A 17,574-nucleotide genomic window follows, 5' to 3' on the forward strand; every position below is an offset into this window, starting at 1 on the left:
GGAAGCCCTCGAGGGCTACCGCAGCCTCGGCGACGGCCGCGAACTGGCCACGGTCGTGCTGACCCTGGCCGACCTCCTCGACGCGGGGAACCGCGCCGAGGAGGCGGCGGAACTGCTCCACGCCGGGCTACGCGACGTGGAGCAGGTCTCCGTGGCGCGGGCTCCGGCCGCCACCGGCACCACCCCCGCGCCACACCGCTGACTCCCCGGAATCAGCAGCTTCCGGCGTCGGTCCAGACCGCCCACGAGCCGGGTGCGCCGGGCTCGGCGCCGGTGGAGTACCAGGTGGAGTTCCACAGGTGGCCGTTGTACGACACCTTGTCACCGGGCACGTACGGCTTCGTCGCGCTCCACGCGGCGACCCCGCCACAGCCGGGCGGGTTGCCGCCGGACACGGTCAGGGTGAACGTCGCCGCCTGCGTGGACGAGGTGCCCGCCCCGGTGACCGTCAGGGTGTACGTCCCGGCGCTCGCCGTCGAGGCGACCGAGAGCGACAGGGTGGCCGAGCCGCCGGAGGTCACCGACGACGGGCTCACCGTGGCCGTCACGCCGGCCGGGGCACCGCTCACCGACAGGTTCACCGCCTGCGGGCTGCCCGAGGTGGTGGCGGTGGCGATCGTCGCCGTGGCCGAGGCGCCCGGCGCGACGGTGGCCGAGGACGGGCTCAGCGACACCGAGAACGTGTTACCCGGCTGCGTGGTGGTGACCGTCAGCGCGTAGGTCGCGGTGTGCGTGCCGGACGCGCCGGTGCCGGTCACCGTGACCGTGCGGGTGCCGGCGGTGGCGCCGCTGCCCGCCGCGAACGTCACCGTCGACGAGCCGCCGGCGGTGACCGAGGACGGGCTGAACGTAGCGGTGACGCCGGTGCCGAGACCGGACGCGGTCAGGTTCACCGTCTGGGCCGAGCCGGAGGTGACCTGGGTGGCCACCGTGGCGCTCACGCTGCCGCCGGCCTGGACCGAGCCCGACGTCGGCGAGAGGGTCAGCGAGAAGTCGTTCTGCTGCGCCGTGCCGCACGCCGGCTCCCCGGACTGCGCCGGCACGCTGATCGCGCTCCAGGCCGCCTTGACCGTGTTGCACTCCTGGGAGTTCGCGCCGAAGAGGTTGACGGCGGCGCGCAGGGTCGCCCCGCGGTACTTCGCGTAGGACCAGCCGGACGTCTTCATGTTCATCGCGCCCAGGAAGATCTGCCCGGCCTTCTGGATGCCCACCCCGGGGACGGTCGTGCCGTTGCAGGTGGGGCTGGTCGGCTGCCCGTCGGTCGGGTTGGTGCCCTCGGCGACCAGGTAGAACCAGTGGTTGAGCGGGCCGGCGGCGCTGTGCACCTCGGTGCGCGGGATGGCCGAGGAGTAGCAGTCGGGGTCGCCGTTGGTCGAGGGCCGGTACATGTACCGGATCGGCCCGGTGCCCACCAGGTTGACCTCCTCGCCGACGGTGTAGTCCGGCGGGTCGTTGGGGTTGTTGGCGTACCACTCGGTCAGCGCCCCGAAGATGTCGCCGGTGCCCTCGCCGAGCCCGTTCTCGGCCGCGGTGCCGGCGCCGGTGTACTGGTCGATGGCGTGGCCCATCTCGTGGCCCACGACGTCGAGGTTGGTCGCCTGCTGGTTGCCGGCCTGGTTGTGGCCGAAGGTGCCGGACGAGCCGTCCCAGTACGCGTTGACGTCGCTCAGCCCGACGTACAGCGGGAAGGCCCGCCCGCTGCCGTCGATCCCGTTGCGGCCGAGCCAGTTGCGCAGCATGTCCCACTCGCGCTCGACGGCGTAGTAGGCGTCGACGCAGGCGGTCTGCAGGTCGGTGCCCGTCCCCGTGCCGCCGTTGGTGTAGATCTGGTGCGTGCTGTTGTTGCCGCAGGACAGCCCCGGGCGGTTCGGGTCGCGCAGCTGCCCGCTCGTGGTGTCGATCTGGATCGAGCCGTTGTAGTAGCCGCGGGCCGCCTCGTAGACGACGTCGTCGCGGGTGGAGAGCACGGCGCCGGACTGCGCGTCGACGTACACGTGCAGGCGGCTCGGCCGCCCCTCGCTGACGCCGCTGAGCAGCACCTCCCACGCCAGCCGCGGCGTGGCGGTCAGCGCGTGCACGACGAGCTGCGGCTGACCGCCGGCCTGCACGCTGTCCAGCCGGGCGCGGGCGGTCGCGGCGGCCTGGTCGGCGGTGATCTTCGGGGTCAGGTCGCGCAGGGCGACCCGCCCGTGGTCGGCGGCGAGGGTGTCGCGCACCCGGCCGGCCGAGTCGGTGACGACGACCGCGTCGCCGCCGACGACCGGCAGGCCGCGGTAGGTGCGGTCGTAGGTCACGTACTGGAAGCCGCCGGACCCGCCGACGACCGAGCGGCGCACGAAGGCGTCGTCGGGGCCCTTGGCGAGCGCGTCGGCGCCACTGGTGGCGACCTTGTCGGCGGAGGCGGCCGCGAGGGCGGCCGGGGTGGCGGTGACGGCCTGGGCGGGCGGCCGTCCGGACTGGGCGCTCGCGTCGGGCATGACCGCCAGCGTCACGGTGGCGGCGCCGGCGGTCACCACCGTCAACGCCGCGAGCAGGGTTCTGCGTCGCACTGCTTTGCTCCTTGGGGGTGAGAGTGTTTCAGAAGCAGTAACGGCAGTTAACTCTGATGTGTCACAGCCTGGTCGTCAAGACCCGTGTCAATGCCTTCAATTCCAAGATCACACAAAATCGAACCATTTACAGGTTCGAAATCAACGCGTACGTTCGGGAACCACCGCGATCGATCACGAACCCGGAGGCATCAGCGATGCGAGCCCGTCGTCTCGTCGCCCTGCTCGCCGCGGCGGCCGCCACCGCCGCGGCGCTCGTCGCGACGCCCGCCCCGGCCCACGCCGAGTCCAACGGCGGGGTGCGCATCCTGCCGCTGGGCGACTCGATCACCGACGGGTTCAACGTGCCCGGCGGCTACCGGATCAACCTGTGGCGGGCCCTGGCCGCCGCCGGGCACCCCGTGGACTTCGTCGGCTCGCAGTTCAACGGCCCGGCCGACCTGCCCGACCACGACCACGAGGGCCACCCCGGCTGGCGCATCGACCAGGTCGACGCCAACGCCACCGCCTGGGTCTCCGCCACCGCCCCGCGCAGCGTGCTCATCCACCTCGGCACCAACGACGTGGTGCAGAACTACGACCTCGCCGGCGCCCCGTCGCGCCTCTCCGGCCTCATCGACCACGTGCGGGCGGCCGCCCCAGGCGCCGACGTCTTCGTCGCCTCGATCATCCCGCTGGCCGACCCGGCCCGGGAGAGCGCCGCCAACGCCTTCAACGCCACCATCCCCGGCATCGTCGCGGGCAAGGGCGCCCGGGTGCACTTCGTCGACATGCACGCCGCGCTGAGCACCGCCGACCTCGCCGACGGCGTGCACCCGACCCGGGCCGGCTACGACAAGATGGCCGCCCGCTGGGCCTCCGCCCTGGCGTCGGTGCCCGGCTCGGCCGGCGACGACGGCGCCGCGACCACGCTGCCGGTCGACACCAACGTCTCGCTGCGCGCCACCACCGCCTGCTGCACCACCCGCTACGCCCGCCACCAGAACGGCCTGGGCTATACCGAGGTGGTCACCGCGGCCAGCGACGCGCTGCTCAAGCAGGACGCCACCTGGCGGGTCGTGCCCGGCCTGGCCGGCGGCTGCTACAGCCTCCAGTCGCGCAACTACCCGACGTACTACCTGCGCCACCAGAACGGCCGCGTGAAGATCAGCGCCGACGACGGCACCGCGCTCATGCACGCCGACGCCACCTGGTGCGCCCGCACCGCCCCCGGCGGCGTGCGCCTGGCCTCCTGGAACTTCTCCGGCTCCTACCTGCGCCACATCAACTCCGAGCTGTGGCTGGCCACCCCCGGCGGCACGGCGGCCCAGGACAACGCCAACAGCCTGGTCCCCGACATCACCTGGGCGGTCACGTCCCCCTGGGCCTAGCGAGCGTAAGGACTTGACCCGCCCCGCGGCGCCGCCGTACGGTCGCGGCGACAACTCCACATCGCGCCGAACGAACCGCGGCGGGAGAGTCCCCACCCGCTGGGGCGCCGAAGGAGCAACTCTCCCCGGGAATCTCTCAGGCCCACGTACCGCCACGGCCAGGCAACTCTGAAAAGCCGGGACGCCGCGTCCCGCGCCCACGGTGCAAACCGCCGCCCGCCTCGCCCGAGGCCGGGCCCGGCCGGTGAAGCTCTCAGGCATTCGATGACAGAGCGGGGAGGCACCCAACCGTCATCGACCAGGGGAGCCTCTCGTGACCGTGCCATCGCACCTGCAGTACACCCGCGACCACGAATGGATCGGGGATCTCAGCACCGTCGGGATCACCCGCTTCGCCGCCGACGCCCTCGGCGACATCGTCTACATCGACCTGCCCGAGCCCGGCCGCGAAGTGCGGGCCGGCGAGCCGTGCGGCGAGGTCGAGTCCACCAAGTCCGTGAGCGACCTGCTGGCCCCCGCCGACGGCGTGGTCGAGGAGGTCAACCCGGCCGTCGCCGCCGACCCGGCGCTGATCAACGAGGACCCGTACGCCAACTGGCTCTTCCGCATCCGCGTCACCGGCGGGGCCGACCTCCTCGACGCCGAGGCCTACGCGGCGCTGATCGGGTCGCAGCGATGACGCTCAGCGCGTTCGACCTGTACTCCGTCGGCATCGGCCCGTCCTCCTCCCACACCGTCGGCCCGATGCGCGCGGCCCGGCGCTTCGTCACCCGCCTGCAGGACGACGGCCTGCTCCCTCGGGTGGCCCGGATCAAGGCCGAGCTCTTCGGCTCGCTGGGCGCCACGGGCCACGGCCACGGCTCCGCCCCCGCGGTGATCCTCGGCCTGGAGGGCGCCGATCCCTCCACAGTGGACACCGACGCGGCACCGGGCCGGGTCCGCGCGGTCCGCGAGACGGCCCGGCTCGACCTGCTCGGCGGCGCCCACGCGATAGCCTTCGACGTCGACGCCGATCTGGTCCTGCACCGCCGCCGCAGCCTCCCGGAGCACCCCAACGGCATGCGCTTCCACGCCTGGGCGGCGGACGGCTCCCCCGTGGCCGAGCGCACCTACTTCTCCGTCGGCGGCGGGTTCGTCATCGGCCCCGGCGGCGCCCCCACCCCGACCGAGGACCCGGTGAAGTTCCCCTTCACCACCGGCGCCGAGCTGCTCGCCCACGCCACCGCCGAGGGCCTGCGCATCAGCGACGTCATGCTGGCCAACGAGCAGGCCTGGCGCCCCGAGCCGGCGATCCGGGCCGACCTGCTGCACATCTGGTCGGTCATGCAGGAGTGCGTCACCCGCGGCTGCACCCGCCCGGACGGCGTCCTCCCGGGCGGCCTCAAGGTCCGCCGCCGCGCCCCGGCCCTCTACGCGGACCTGTCCGGGACCCGGGGCGCCGCCGACCCGCTGCACGTCCTGGACTGGGTCAACCTCTACGCCCTCGCCGTCAACGAGGAGAACGCCTCCGGCGGCCGGGTCGTCACCGCCCCCACGAACGGCGCCGCCGGCATCATCCCCGCCGTGCTGCACTACTACGCGCGCTTCGTCCCGGGCGCCGACGACGACGGCGTGGTCCGCTTCCTGCTGACCGCCGCCGCGGTCGGCCTGATCATCAAGGGCAACGCCTCGATCTCGGGCGCCGAGGTCGGGTGCCAGGGCGAGGTGGGCTCGGCGTGCGCCATGGCGGCGGCCGGCCTGTGCGAGGTCCTGGGCGGCACCCCGGCCCAGGTGGAGAACGCGGCCGAGATCGGCCTGGAACACAATCTGGGGCTCACCTGCGACCCGGTCGGCGGCCTGGTCCAGATCCCCTGCATCGAGCGCAACGCCATCGCCAGCGTCAAGGCCATCAACGCCGCCCGCCTGGCCCTCAACGGCGACGGCGCCCATCACGTCACCCTGGACAAGGCGGTCAAGACCATGCGCGAGACCGGCCGCGACATGTCCGTCAAATACAAGGAGACGGCCCGCGGGGGCCTGGCGGTCACCGTCATCGAGTGCTGAGAAAGATCACTGTCCAGTTGTCAACGAGGCGAGCGTAGCCGCGGGGTACGACAGAAAACCGAAAGCTACGATCGCCCCGTGGTCGCCAACCTTGGCCGGTTCTGCTTCCGGCACCGATGGACGGTCGTCGGCATCTGGGTCGTCGTCGTCGCGCTCGGCGCCCTGACGTTCGGCCCGGTGTTCGGCGCGATCGCGGACGCCAGCAACCCCAAGCACGTCGAGGCCATCGACGGGCTGGACGCCGTCGCGAGCGGCAACGACTCCAGCGGTACCGTCATCGGCCTCGTCGACAACGTCGACCCGGACGCCGCCGCGGTCCGCGCCACGATCACGGCGGCGGCCGGCGACCTCGCGCAGGTCGCCGGCGTGCGCCAGGTCGCCACCCCCTACTCGGTGCCCGCCGCGCAGGCCCCCGCCTACATCGCCACCGACCACCACGGGCTGCTCATCGTCGTCACGCTGGGCAACCTGGAGAAGCCGGAGCGGGACAAGGCCGTCGGCGAGCTGCGGACCCGCCTGCACGCCATCCCGGGCGCGCAGGTCGGCGGCAACCCGGCCCTCAACGCCGAGGTCCGCGCGGCCCAGAAGGGCGACCTCGGCCGGGCCGAGCTGATCTCCCTGCCGCTCACCCTGATCGTGCTCGTCTTCGTCTTCGGCGGCCTGGTCGCGGCCGGCCTGCCGGTGCTCGCCGCGGTCGTCTCGGTGGCCGCGGCCATGCCCCTGCTGTGGGTGTTCTCGAGGGTCACCGACCTGGACCAGAACGTGGTCACCGTCGTGACGCTGCTCGGCCTCGGCCTGTCCATCGACTACGGCCTGCTGCTCGTGGCCCGCTACCGCGAGGAGGTCGCCGCCGGCTTCGCACCCGAGGAGGCGGTCGGCCGCGCCTGGGCCACCGCCGGCCGCACGATCTTCTTCAGCGCGCTGACCGTGGCCGCCGCCCTGTCCGGCCTGATGATGTTCTCCGTCCACCAGCTCGGCGCGCTCGGCGCCGGCGGCGTGTCGATCGCCGTCGTGGCCATGCTGGCCGCGCTCACCTTCACCGGCGCGCTGATCGGCCTGCTGCACAAGCGGATCCGCCCATCGAGACGGAGCGTCAGCAGCGATCGCGGCTTCTTCGCCGCGCTCTCACAACACGTGCAGAAGCGCCCGCTGCTCATCGCCGTGGGCACCGCCGCGCTGCTGCTGGCGGCCGGCTCGCCGCTGCTGGGCGCCACGATCAAGCTGCCACGTCTGGAGGGTGTGCCGCGCAGCGTCGAGGCGGCCCGGGTCGCCGACGAGCTGGCGGCCCGCTTCGGGCGGGCGTACCGGCCGGTGGTCACCGTCGTGGCCCGCACCGACGCGGCCGGCCTGGACGGCTACGCGGCGCGCTGGGCCAAGGACCCGGCGGTGGCGGGCCTGCAGCCGGCCAAGCCGGCCGGGCCGGGCGTGGCCACCGTCGACCTGGTGCTGCGCGGCGGGCCGCAGGACGACGCGGCGCAGGGCCTCGTCCACCGGCTGCGAGCCGACCGGCCGGCCGGGGTGCAGTCGTGGGTGGTCGGCGACGCCGCCACGCTCATCGACCTGGTCGGGCTGATCACCGACGACCTGCCGGCGGCCGTGACGGTCACGCTGGTGGCGATGGTGCTGCTGCTGTTCGCGATGACGGGCTCGCTCGTCGTACCCGTGAAGGCCATTCTGGCCAACGTGGTCTCCCTCGGCGCCACGTTCGGCGTGATGGTGGCCGTGTTCGAGCACGGCTGGGGATCCGGGGTCCTGCACACGCTCACCGTCGGCGGGCTGGACCCGTTCGTGACGGTCATCGTGTTCGCCTTCGCGTTCGGGCTCTCCATGGACTACGAGGTCTTCCTGCTCGGGCGGATCAAGGAGTACGTCGAGCGCGGCGACGACACCGACGCCGCCGTGCGCCGCGGCCTGCAGCACACCGGCCGGATCATCACGTCGGCCGCCCTGCTGATGGTCGTGGTGTTCGGCTGCTTCGCCGCCGCCGACCTGGGCACGATCGAGCAGGTCGGGGTCGGGCTGCTCACCGCCGTGGTGATCGACGCGACGGTGGTGCGCTGCCTGCTCGTGCCGGCCACGATGACGCTGCTGGGCCGCTGGAACTGGTGGGCGCCCGGCCCGCTCCGCCGCCTGCACGCCCGCATCGGCCTGCGCGAACAGGTGCTGGACGAGCCCGCGGCGGCGCACCCCCTGGAGCCGATAGCGATCGATTGATGCATCGATCATGGCCACCGCCCGGCGGCGACGCGGTCGGCCAGCTGGTCAACGCGGCCGCCGGCGTCGAGGACTGGCGCTGCGGGATCTGGCTGGTGCTGATCCTGGGCTTCGGCCTGTGGTGGCTGACCCTGACGACGGCCTCAGCCGGCCAGCAGCGACGAGACCTGCGGCGAGAACGTCGAGTGCAGCACCAGCGTCGCGCCGCCCACCACCGCCGCGTCGTCGCCGAGCGGCGACAGCGCCACGTCGACCTGCCGGATCCGCCGGGCGATGGCCCGCTCCCCCAGCGCCCGCACCACCGCCTCCCGGAAGTACGGCTCCACGTGCCGGATCCCGTGCCCGCCCAGAATGATCAGCTCGACATCGACGATGTTCACCACGTTCACGGCCACCGTCGCGAGGTACTCGGCGGCCCTGCCGATCACCTCCACGGCGAGCGCGTCGCCCGCCGCCGCGGCCCGGCACAGGGCCGCATGGTCCACAGTGGACGGTGCCCGTCGGAAGGCCTTCGTGAGAGCGCTCTCACCACCGGCGGACAAAAGACGGTGGGCGTCGGCCACGAGCGCGGCGGGGTTGATCAAGCTCTCGAGGCAGCCGCGGTTGCCGCAGTAGCAACGAGGGCCACTCTCCGTAACCGAGGTATGGCCGAACTCGGCGGCGTTCATGGAGCCACCCCGATGGACCTGGTGACCGAGCACCAGGCCGCCGCCGACGCCGGTGCCCAGGAAGAAGTACGCGAAGTTGGCCACCCCGCGCCCGGCGCCCGCCCAGCGCTCGCCGATCGCCGCGGCCGTCGCGTCGTTGTCCAGCGTGACCGGCAGGCCGGTGGCGTCGGCGACCATCTGCTTGAGCGGCACCCGGGTCCAGTCCGACAGCTGCGGCGGCGAGATGACCTCGCCGAGCGCCTGGTCGATCGGGCCGGGGGCGGCCAAACCGACGCCCAGCACCTGGTCCCGCCCCACGCCGGCCTCGGCCAGGACCTCGTCGACCAGGCCGGCCATCGCCGCCGTGACCTCGGCAGGGTTCATGCCGGACGGGGTCGGGCGGCGGGCCGCGACCAGCGGCCGGCCCAGCAGGTCGACCACCACGCTGGCCAGCTCGACCGGGTCGAAGTGCAGGCCCACGGCCCGGCCGGCGTCGGCGTTGATGCGCAGCACGGTGCGTGGCTTGCCGCCGCTGGACGAGCGCGCGCCGTCCTCGCGGACGATCCCCTCGTCGATCAGCCGCCGCACGATGCCCGACACCGTCTGCGGGGTCAGGCCGGTGAGTTCGGCGATCTCCACGCGGCTGGTCCCGTCGGCGAGCTGGATCTGGTCGAGCACCACCGCCCGGTTGTATTGCCCGACCTTGGGGAGATTTGTCCCGACCTGCCGCACCCAGCCTCCCACCTACGTACCGTTACCTACATGATGCCCTGCGGCGTTGACTTAGTAAAGCAATTGGATTTAGAGTCCGACACGCGCAGCTAACACCCCGGACACGAGAGAGCGCTTCCCCGGTAGCTGCGGCGACCGCCCAGGCACTAGATCATTGCCGGATTGTTACCAAGAAACGACGGCCGGGGCTGGGCAGGATCGCCACACTGGAATAAGTTGGTCGTCACAACAAAACGTCTGGCGGCAACGCCCCTCGGAGGCAACATGATGTCGGTGACAAGGCGGCTCGCGTCATGAGCACCGCACCGATCCTGCTCGAGATGCGGTCGATCACCAAGGAGTTCCCCGGCGTCAAGGCCCTCAGCGACGTCAACCTTGTCGTGCGTGAAGGCGAGATTCACGCGATCTGCGGCGAGAACGGCGCGGGCAAGTCGACGCTGATGAAGGTACTCAGCGGCGTCTACCCGTACGGGTCCTACAGTGGCCAGATCTTCTACCAGGGCACGGAGAGCCGCTTCGGCGACATCCGGGCCAGCGAGAAGGCCCACATCGTGATCATCCACCAGGAGCTCGCCCTGGTGCCGCACATGTCGATCACGGAGAACCTGTTCCTCGGCAACGAGCCGAGGCGCAACGGCGCCTACGACTGGAAGGGCGCCAACCGCAAGGCGATCGAGCTGCTGACCCAGGTCGGCCTGCGCGACGACCCCGACACCCTGATCAAGGACATCGGCGTCGGCAAGCAGCAGCTGGTCGAGATCGCCAAGGCGTTCGCCAAGGACGTCAAGCTGCTCATCCTCGACGAGCCGACCGCCGCGCTCAACGAGAACGACTCCCGCCACCTGCTCGACCTGCTGCGCGAGTTCAAGCGGCAGGGCATCACCTCGATCATGATCTCGCACAAGCTCAACGAGATCGAGGACATCGCCGACTCGATCACGATCCTGCGCGACGGCAAGACGGTCGAGACCCTCGACGTCGGCGCCGAGGGCGTCAACGAGGACCGGATCGTGCGCGGCATGGTCGGCCGCGACCTGGAGAGCCGCTTCCCCGACCACACCCCGAAGATCGGCGAGATCTTCTTCGAGGTGCGCGACTGGACGGTCCGCCACCCGATCTCGGCCGAGCGCCTGGTCTGCAAGCAGTCCAACTTCAACGTCCGCCGCGGCGAGATCGTCGGTTTCGCCGGCCTCATGGGCGCCGGGCGCACCGAGCTGGCGATGAGCCTGTTCGGCCGCTCCTACGGCGTCTACGTCTCCGGCCAGATCTTCAAGGACGGCCGGGAGATCCAGCTGAAGTCGGTCGCCGACGCTATCAAGCACGGCCTGGCGTACGTCAGCGAGGACCGCAAGGCGATCGGCCTCAACCTGCTCGACGACATCAAGACGTCGATGGTCGCCGCGAAGCTCTCAAAGATCACGCGCAACGGCGTGATCAACGAGGTCGAGGAGCACAAGGTCGCCGAGGAGTACCGGCAGCTGCTGCGGGTCAAGGCACCGACCGTCGACGAGGGCGTCAACAAGCTCTCCGGCGGCAACCAGCAGAAGGTCGTCCTGGCCAAGTGGATGTTCACGGACCCCGAGCTGCTGATCCTCGACGAGCCGACGCGCGGCATCGACGTCGGCGCGAAGTACGAGATCTACGGCATCATCCAGAAGCTCGCCGACGAGGGTAAGGGCGTCATCGTTATCTCCTCGGAGCTCCCTGAGCTGCTGGGCCTGTGCGACCGCATCTACACGGTGTTCGAAGGCACCATCACCGGCGAGGTCCCGCGCGCGGAGGCCAACCCGGAACTCCTCATGAAGCAGATGACCTCTACGAAGAAGATGCTGACGCGATGAGCCGATTCAAAGACCTGCAGAAGAACCTCTTCGGGGGCACCACCTCCAACTCCCGCCAGTTCAGCATGATCTTCACGCTCGTGGCGATCATCATCTTCTTCCAGGTGTGGACCGACGGGCTGACGCTGAACTCGACCAACCTGATCGCCCTGACCCAGCAGTACGCCTACATCTCGATCCTGTCGGTGGGCATGCTGATGGTCATCGTGGCCGGTCACATCGACCTGTCGGTCGGGTCGGTCGCCGCGTTCACGGGCATCATCGTCGCCAAGACGATGCGGGACTGGGACCTCCCCTGGGAGGTCGGCATCCTGGTCGGCCTGGTCGTCGGCGTGATCATCGGCGCCTGGCAGGGCTTCTGGGTGGCCTACATCGGGGTCCCGGCGTTCATCGTCACGCTGGCCGGCATGCTGCTCTTCCGCGGCGGCAACCAGGCGATCGGTAACGCCGAGTCGATCCCGGTCCCCGAGGGCTTCAAGACGATCGGCGCCGGCTACCTCAGCGAGTGGGGGCCGAACACCAACTACAACAACTCCACGCTGGTGCTCGGGCTGGTCGCTTGTCTCGCGGTCGTCTGGCGAGAGCTGCGTGCCCGCAAGACGCGCCGCGAAATGGGGGCCGACCCGATCCCGGTCTGGATCGCCGTGCTGCGCCTGGTCATCATGCTCGCGGTGATCATCTTCGCCACCCTGCGCTTCGCCGGTGGCCGCGTCGGCACCAGCTTCCCGATCTCGGGCTGCATCCTGGCCGCGCTGGTCATCCTGTACAGCTTCTACACCCGCAACACCGCCGGTGGCCGGCACATCTACGCGGTCGGCGGCAACGCCCGCGCCGCAGAGCTCTCCGGTGTGAAGCTGCGCCGGGTCAACTTCCTCGTCATGATGAACATGTCGGTCCTGGCCGCCGTGGCCGGCATGATCTACGTGGCCCGCGCCGGCGCCTCCGGCCCCCAGGACGGCCTCAGCTGGGAGCTCGACGCGATCGCCGCCGTGTTCGTCGGTGGCGCCGCGGTCTCCGGCGGCATCGGCACCGTCTCCGGCGCCATCGTCGGTGGTCTGGTCATGGCCGTGCTCAACAACGGCCTGCAGCTCGAGGGCGTCGGCACCGACAAGGTGCAGATCGTCAAGGGGTTCTTCCTCCTCGCCGCCGTCGCGCTGGACGTCTACAACAAGAGCCAGGGCCGGTTCTCGATCATCGGGTCGATCACCGCACCCTTCCGCCGGCAAGGGCCCACCTCGCCGGACGCTCCGAACCAAGCCGGTCAGGAATCGATCAAGACCCCGGTCGCCGGCTGACCCACCCGCCGCTACCCGCGGCAGACGCCCCATATCCCCAGTAACATCCCCGAAAGAAAGGGCTTTCCCAGCCATGCGCAAGTTCCTCACCAGGAGCCTGGCGGTCAGCGCCGTCGCGCTCGTGGCGCTGAGCGTCGCCGCCTGTGGTGGCAGCGACCGTAACGACAGCGGCACTGGCAGCAACCCGTCGGGCGCAGCCAAGGGCTTCGCCAAGGACGCGCTGATCGGTGTGGCGCTGCCGTCGAAGACCTCCGAGAACTGGGTCCTCGCCGGTGACCTGTTCACCAACGGGCTCAAGGACGCGGGCTTCAAGTCGGACGTCCAGTACGCCGGCGCGTCGACCACGGTCGCCGACCAGCAGTCGCAGATCTCCGCCATGATCACCAAGGGCGCGAAGGTCATCGTCATCGGCGCGACCGACGCCGCTCAGCTCGGCACCCAGGTCAAGCAGGCCAAGGACGCCGGCGCCGTGGTCATCGCCTACGACCGCCTCATCACGGGCACCAAGGACCTCGACTACTACGTCGCGTTCGACAACTTCAAGGTCGGCCAGCTCCAGGGCCAGGCCCTGCTGGACGGCATGAAGGCCAAGAAGCCGACCGGCCCGTACACCATCGAGCTGTTCTCCGGCTCGCCGGACGACAACAACGCCGGTGTCTTCTTCAAGGGCGCGATGGACGTGCTCCAGCCCGAGATCGACAAGGGCAACGTCATCGTCGGCTCCGGCCAGAAGGACGTCAAGCAGACCGCCATCCAGGGCTGGAAGGCCGAGGGTGCGCAGGCCCGCATGGACTCGATCATGACCTCGACCTACGCCGCGGGCGGCAAGACGCTGGACGGCGTGCTGTCCCCGAACGACACCCTGGCCCGCGCGATCATCACCTCGGTGAAGGCCGCCGGCAAGCCGGTCCCGGTCGTCACCGGCCAGGACTCCGAGGTTGAGTCGGTCAAGAGCATCATGGCCGGCGAGCAGTACTCCACCATCAACAAGGACACCCGCAAGCTGGTTGCCCAGACCATCAAGATGGTCCAGGCCCTGCAGACCGGTGGCGAGCCGGAGATCAACGACACCAAGTCGTACGACAACGGCTCCAAGGTCGTCCCGTCGTACCTCCTCGCCCCGGTCATCGTGACCAAGGCGAACGCGGCCGAGGCCTACGCCAACGACCCGAAGCTGGCCCCGCTCACCAAGTAAGCACACCGCACGATGGCATCGTGGGTCCCCGGGACTGGTTTCCGGGGACCCACGGTCCGTTCTACGGCCTTGTGAAAGAGGCGAAGGGGACCGCACGTGTCCACCAGCCCACAGGAGTCGGTGCGCAGGCAGAACCTGGGGGCCCTGCTCCGCTATGTCCACGTCCGCGGCGCGACGTCCCGCGCCGAGCTGACCGTCCGGCTCGGCCTCAACCGCAGCACCATCGGCGCGCTCACCGCCGACCTGGCCACTGCGGGCCTCATCGACGAAGGTGTACCACAGGAGACCGGCCGCGCCGGCCGGCCCTCGATCGTGGTGCGTCCGCGGTCGTCGCGCGTGTACGGGTACGCCATCAGTCTCGAACTCGAACGCCTCCGGGCCGCCCGCATCGGACTGGGCGGCAAGGTGCTCGACACCCGCGCCACCGAGCGCCCGCCCGGCGCCGAGCCCGCCCCCGCCGTCGCCGCCCTGGCCGCGCTCGTCGCCGACATGCGTCGCTCCGCCCCCGCCGACGGCGTCGACGTCGGCTGCGGCGTCGCCGTCTCCGCCGCCGTGCGCCACCACCTGGGCTGGAGCGACGCCGCGCTGGAGCCGGCCCTGGCCGCCGCCCTCGACGCCCCTCCCCCATTCATCGGCGGCACCGCCGACCTGGCCGCCCTGGCCGAGCACACCCGCGGCGCCGCGACCGGCGCCGACAACGTCATCTACCTGCACGGCGACGCCGGCATCAGCGCGGGCATCATCGCCGGCGGCCGGCGCATCACCGGCTACGGCGGCCACGGCGGCGAGGTCGGCCACATGGTCGTCAACCCGAGCGGCCGGCTGTGCGGCTGCGGCTCGCGCGGCTGCTGGGAGACCGAGATCGGCGAGCGCGCCCTGCTCCACCTGGCCGGCCGGCCGGTGCCGACCCCGGGCGCCGCCATGGCCACCGCCGTCCAGCACGCCCGCGAAGGCGACCCCGGCGCCCAGGCCGCCGTGGCCCACGCCGCCGACTGGCTCGGCTTCGGCGTGGCCAACCTGGTCAACATCTTCAACCCGACGGTGGTCGTCTTCGGCGGCACGCTGCGGGAGCTGTACCTCGCCGCGCCCGCCCAGATCCACCGGCGCATCGAGTCGATGGCCCTTCCCGCCTGCCGCGACCACGTCGCGCTGCACACCCCGGACCTGGGCGACGACGCCCCCTTGGTCGGCGCCGCCGAGCTCGCCTTCGAGAGCCTCCTGGCCGACCCCCTGTCCCGCTGAGCCCCTCCGTCCCTAGGCTCGGCGGCCATGAGGATCGCGCCGGGCTGGCTGGAGCTGCACGGCCTGCTCGAGGCGGGCCGCGCCGACGAGGTCGTCGCCTGGCTGCGGCCGCTGGACGAGGAGCACCGCGCCGCGCTGGCGCTCGACCTGGCCGCCGTTCCCGGCCGCGCCCCGCTGTGGCCCACCCGTGAGCACTCGACCGCATACGCCGCCGCGGCCGTCGGCTGCGCCCCCACCCCCGCCAAGGCCGCCACCCTCATCGACCGCCACGGCTGGCCGGGAGGCGACCCCGACCCGGGTCCGGCCGTCGCCGCGGGGGAGCACCGGGCCCTGCCGTGGATGCCGGAACTGGCCCGGCGCCTGGCCGCCCGCCTCCCCCGGGTCACCCCGGCGCGCGGCTGGGCACTCCCCGCCGGCCTGCTGCGCGCCACCGGCACGCCGCCGCCGGCCGACGCCCGCTTCCTCGACGGCTGGATCGCCCACGTGCGCGCCGAGACGCTCCCCGCCGACCCGTTCACGCCCACCTTGCTGCCGCTCGCCTTCGACCGCGACGCCGCCGCGAGCGCTCACCACTTCCTGCCCGCCGTGGCCGAATGCCTGCGCGCGGGCGCGATCGACCACGCGCCCGTGCTGGAGCGCTGCCTGGCCAACCTGCTCGACGACGGCCAGCGCCCCGGCGTGCACCAGGCCTTCGCGCGTCTGCTCGACGACCTGGCCCCGAACCCCGCGGCGTGGCTGCGCCTGCTGCGCGACGGCCACGGCCCGGCCGCCACCCGCGCCCAGGCCGCGCTGCGGGCCACGGCCGGCCCGGTCGAGCGCGCCGCCCTGCTCGACGCGTCGCGCGTGGTCCTCGCCCGCCCCGAGAAAGGGCTGGTCCGCGCCCAGCTCGCGTGGCTCGACCGGCTGGCCCGCACCGCCGCGCCCGCCGAGCGCGCGGCGCTGCTCGAGGTCGTGGGGGTTGCCGCGGTACACCACGACGTGACCCTCCAAGACGAGGCCCGCGCCATCCTCGCCCGCCACGGCGCCACCCCGCCGGCGGTGGTGGCTACCACGCCCTCGCAGCCCCCGCCGCCGTGGCCGTCGCCCGCACCCCGGACGATGCCGGAGCCGATCGGCTCGCCGAACGAGCTGGCCGAGGAGGTCGTCGCCCTGGACGGCGGCCGGGGCTGGGACGCGGTCGCCCTCGAGCGCATCGCCGCGGCCCTCGTCCGCCTCCGCGCCACCGACCCGGAGGGTCTGGCCGCCGCCCTCTCCCCGGTGACGGGACGGCTGCGGGGCGAGATCGGCGCGGCACGCCACGCGCAGCCCCCCGTCCGCGAGGTCGGCCTCCTGCTCGGCACCGCACTGCGCGTGGCCGCCGGCGAATGCCCGGACCGTACCGACGCGCTCGCCACCCTGCGCTTCGCCCCGGCCGCCTTCGCCGCGGAGAACCCGTACGTCAAGCTGCACGCCGTCGTCGCCCTGCGCCTGGCCGAGCTGGCCGTCCGCCTCGACACCGAACCGGTGCCCGAGCTGCTCGCCACCCCGACGCGGGCCGACGGCGCCCTTGACCCGGCCGCGCTGGAGGAGCGCCTGGCTCGCCTGCACCGGGCCGGCCGCCGACCCTGGCCCCACGACCTGGCGCAAGCCCGGTACCGCGCGCCGGCGGCCGCCGAGGCCACCGTGCGCGTCCACCGGCTGCCCTCCCCGCCGTGGCGCTACTACGCCGAGGTGAGCCCGTCCCCCGGCGCGCCGGACCCGTACGGCTTGACCAGCGTCACGCCCTCGCCCCCGCCCGCCCGGGACGTGCACGGCGCCTACTGGGCCGCCCTGTGGCCGTCCGTCCTGCCGGGCCGCCGCGAGGTCGTCGCCGCCTACCTGCTGCCCGCGATCGCGGGCGCCACCGACCGAGGGTTCGACGCCGACCCCCGCCTGCTCCCCCTGCTCGCCGAGGTGACCGGCGACGCCGGACCGGCCACCGCGACGGCCGTCGCGTACGGACTGCTCTGCCCCAACCCCGTCCGCCAGGCCGCCGCCGTCGATGCCCTACTGCTCCTGCCCGCCGCCGCTGCCGAGGCCGGCGCGCGCGTCGCCCGCCTGGCCGAGGCCGGCGTGGCCCCGCTGTCCCGGGTCGTGCCGCTGCTGGCCGACGTCTCCGCGGCCGACCCCGGCGTCGCCTGGCCGCTCGCCCGCGGCATCGTGACGACGCTCCTGCCCGCCGACGCCCCGGCGCCCCATCCGCCCCGCGGCCTGGCGGACGTGCTGACGGCGGCGGCCGCGGTCGTCAGCACGCGACCCCCCGGTACCGTCCTGCCGGGCCTGGATCGCCTGGCGGCGGGGCCGGGCTCGACCCGCCTGCACGTCGAGGCCCGCCGCCTCCGCGACGCCCTGCAGCAGGCGTCTTGAGGTACCACAAAGAATCCGCTCTGGCTCGCAACCTTTGCCGGGGAGCCTGCGTGCATGCTGT

General features: G+C 72.4%; 12 protein-coding genes and 2 riboswitches. Of the genes, 10 read left to right on the forward strand and 2 right to left on the reverse strand.

Translation table 11 applies throughout. The features are described from left to right. A partial coding sequence (locus ABD352_RS09390) for a hypothetical protein (RefSeq protein ID WP_344611857.1) occupies positions 1-202 on the forward strand: 202 nt, incomplete at its 5' end. A gap of 10 nt (positions 203-212) precedes the next feature. Here the strand turns inward: ABD352_RS09390 and ABD352_RS09395 are convergent. Then, positions 213-2,549 (reverse strand): M4 family metallopeptidase, encoded by a 2,337-nt coding sequence (locus tag ABD352_RS09395; protein WP_344611858.1) that lies wholly within the window; start codon positions 2,547-2,549, stop codon positions 213-215. Positions 2,550-2,746: 197 nt separating this feature from the next. On the opposite strand from ABD352_RS09395, the gene ABD352_RS09400 reads away from it, so the two are divergent. From ABD352_RS09400 to ABD352_RS09415, 4 genes are all read left to right on the forward strand, one after another. Beyond that, positions 2,747-3,919, forward strand: a complete 1,173-nt coding sequence (locus tag ABD352_RS09400) for an AbfB domain-containing protein (protein WP_344611859.1) — start codon at positions 2,747-2,749, stop codon at positions 3,917-3,919. 71 nt (positions 3,920-3,990) lie between these two features. Further along, a riboswitch (glycine riboswitch) is annotated at positions 3,991-4,081 on the forward strand. Further along, a riboswitch (glycine riboswitch) is annotated at positions 4,082-4,200 on the forward strand. A gap of 32 nt (positions 4,201-4,232) precedes the next feature. Continuing rightward, positions 4,233-4,598 carry a glycine cleavage system protein GcvH gene (gcvH, locus tag ABD352_RS09405; RefSeq protein WP_344611860.1) on the forward strand — a complete coding sequence of 122 codons (366 nt, stop codon included), beginning with the start codon at positions 4,233-4,235 and terminating at the stop codon, positions 4,596-4,598. Further along, positions 4,595-5,962 carry an L-serine ammonia-lyase gene (locus ABD352_RS09410; protein WP_344611861.1) on the forward strand — a complete coding sequence of 456 codons (1,368 nt, stop codon included), beginning with the start codon at positions 4,595-4,597 and terminating at the stop codon, positions 5,960-5,962. Before gcvH ends, ABD352_RS09410 begins: the two co-directional genes overlap by 4 nt. Before the next feature lie 78 nt (positions 5,963-6,040). Beyond that, positions 6,041-8,176: an MMPL family transporter gene (locus ABD352_RS09415; RefSeq protein ID WP_344611862.1), complete on the forward strand. Its 2,136-nt coding sequence runs from the start codon at positions 6,041-6,043 to the stop codon at positions 8,174-8,176. Positions 8,177-8,319: 143 nt separating this feature from the next. Here ABD352_RS09415 and ABD352_RS09420 read toward each other — a convergent pair whose 3' ends face one another. Beyond that, positions 8,320-9,567 (reverse strand): ROK family transcriptional regulator, encoded by a 1,248-nt coding sequence (locus ABD352_RS09420; protein ID WP_344611863.1) that lies wholly within the window; start codon positions 9,565-9,567, stop codon positions 8,320-8,322. 281 nt (positions 9,568-9,848) lie between these two features. Between ABD352_RS09420 and mmsA the strand changes: the two genes are divergently transcribed. From mmsA to ABD352_RS09445, 5 genes are all read left to right on the forward strand, one after another. Beyond that, entirely contained in the window at positions 9,849-11,396 is a 1,548-nt protein-coding gene (gene mmsA, locus ABD352_RS09425) for a multiple monosaccharide ABC transporter ATP-binding protein (RefSeq protein ID WP_344611864.1), read from the forward strand. Continuing rightward, positions 11,393-12,691 (forward strand): multiple monosaccharide ABC transporter permease, encoded by a 1,299-nt coding sequence (mmsB, locus tag ABD352_RS09430; RefSeq protein ID WP_344611865.1) that lies wholly within the window; start codon positions 11,393-11,395, stop codon positions 12,689-12,691. Before mmsA ends, mmsB begins: the two co-directional genes overlap by 4 nt. Before the next feature lie 73 nt (positions 12,692-12,764). Further along, on the forward strand, positions 12,765-13,886 hold the full coding sequence (locus tag ABD352_RS09435; RefSeq protein ID WP_344611866.1) for a substrate-binding domain-containing protein: 1,122 nt from the start codon (positions 12,765-12,767) through the stop codon (positions 13,884-13,886). Between the two features lie 96 nt (positions 13,887-13,982). Then, complete coding sequence (locus ABD352_RS09440) at positions 13,983-15,128, forward strand: ROK family protein (protein WP_344611867.1); 1,146 nt, start codon at positions 13,983-13,985, stop codon at positions 15,126-15,128. A 27-nt stretch (positions 15,129-15,155) separates the two neighbouring features. After that, positions 15,156-17,513 (forward strand): hypothetical protein, encoded by a 2,358-nt coding sequence (locus ABD352_RS09445; RefSeq protein WP_344611868.1) that lies wholly within the window; start codon positions 15,156-15,158, stop codon positions 17,511-17,513. Positions 17,514-17,574: the final 61 nt, after the last annotated feature.

This window comes from Dactylosporangium salmoneum, assembly GCF_039532525.1.
Classification (GTDB): Bacteria; Actinomycetota; Actinomycetes; order Mycobacteriales; family Micromonosporaceae; genus Dactylosporangium; species Dactylosporangium salmoneum.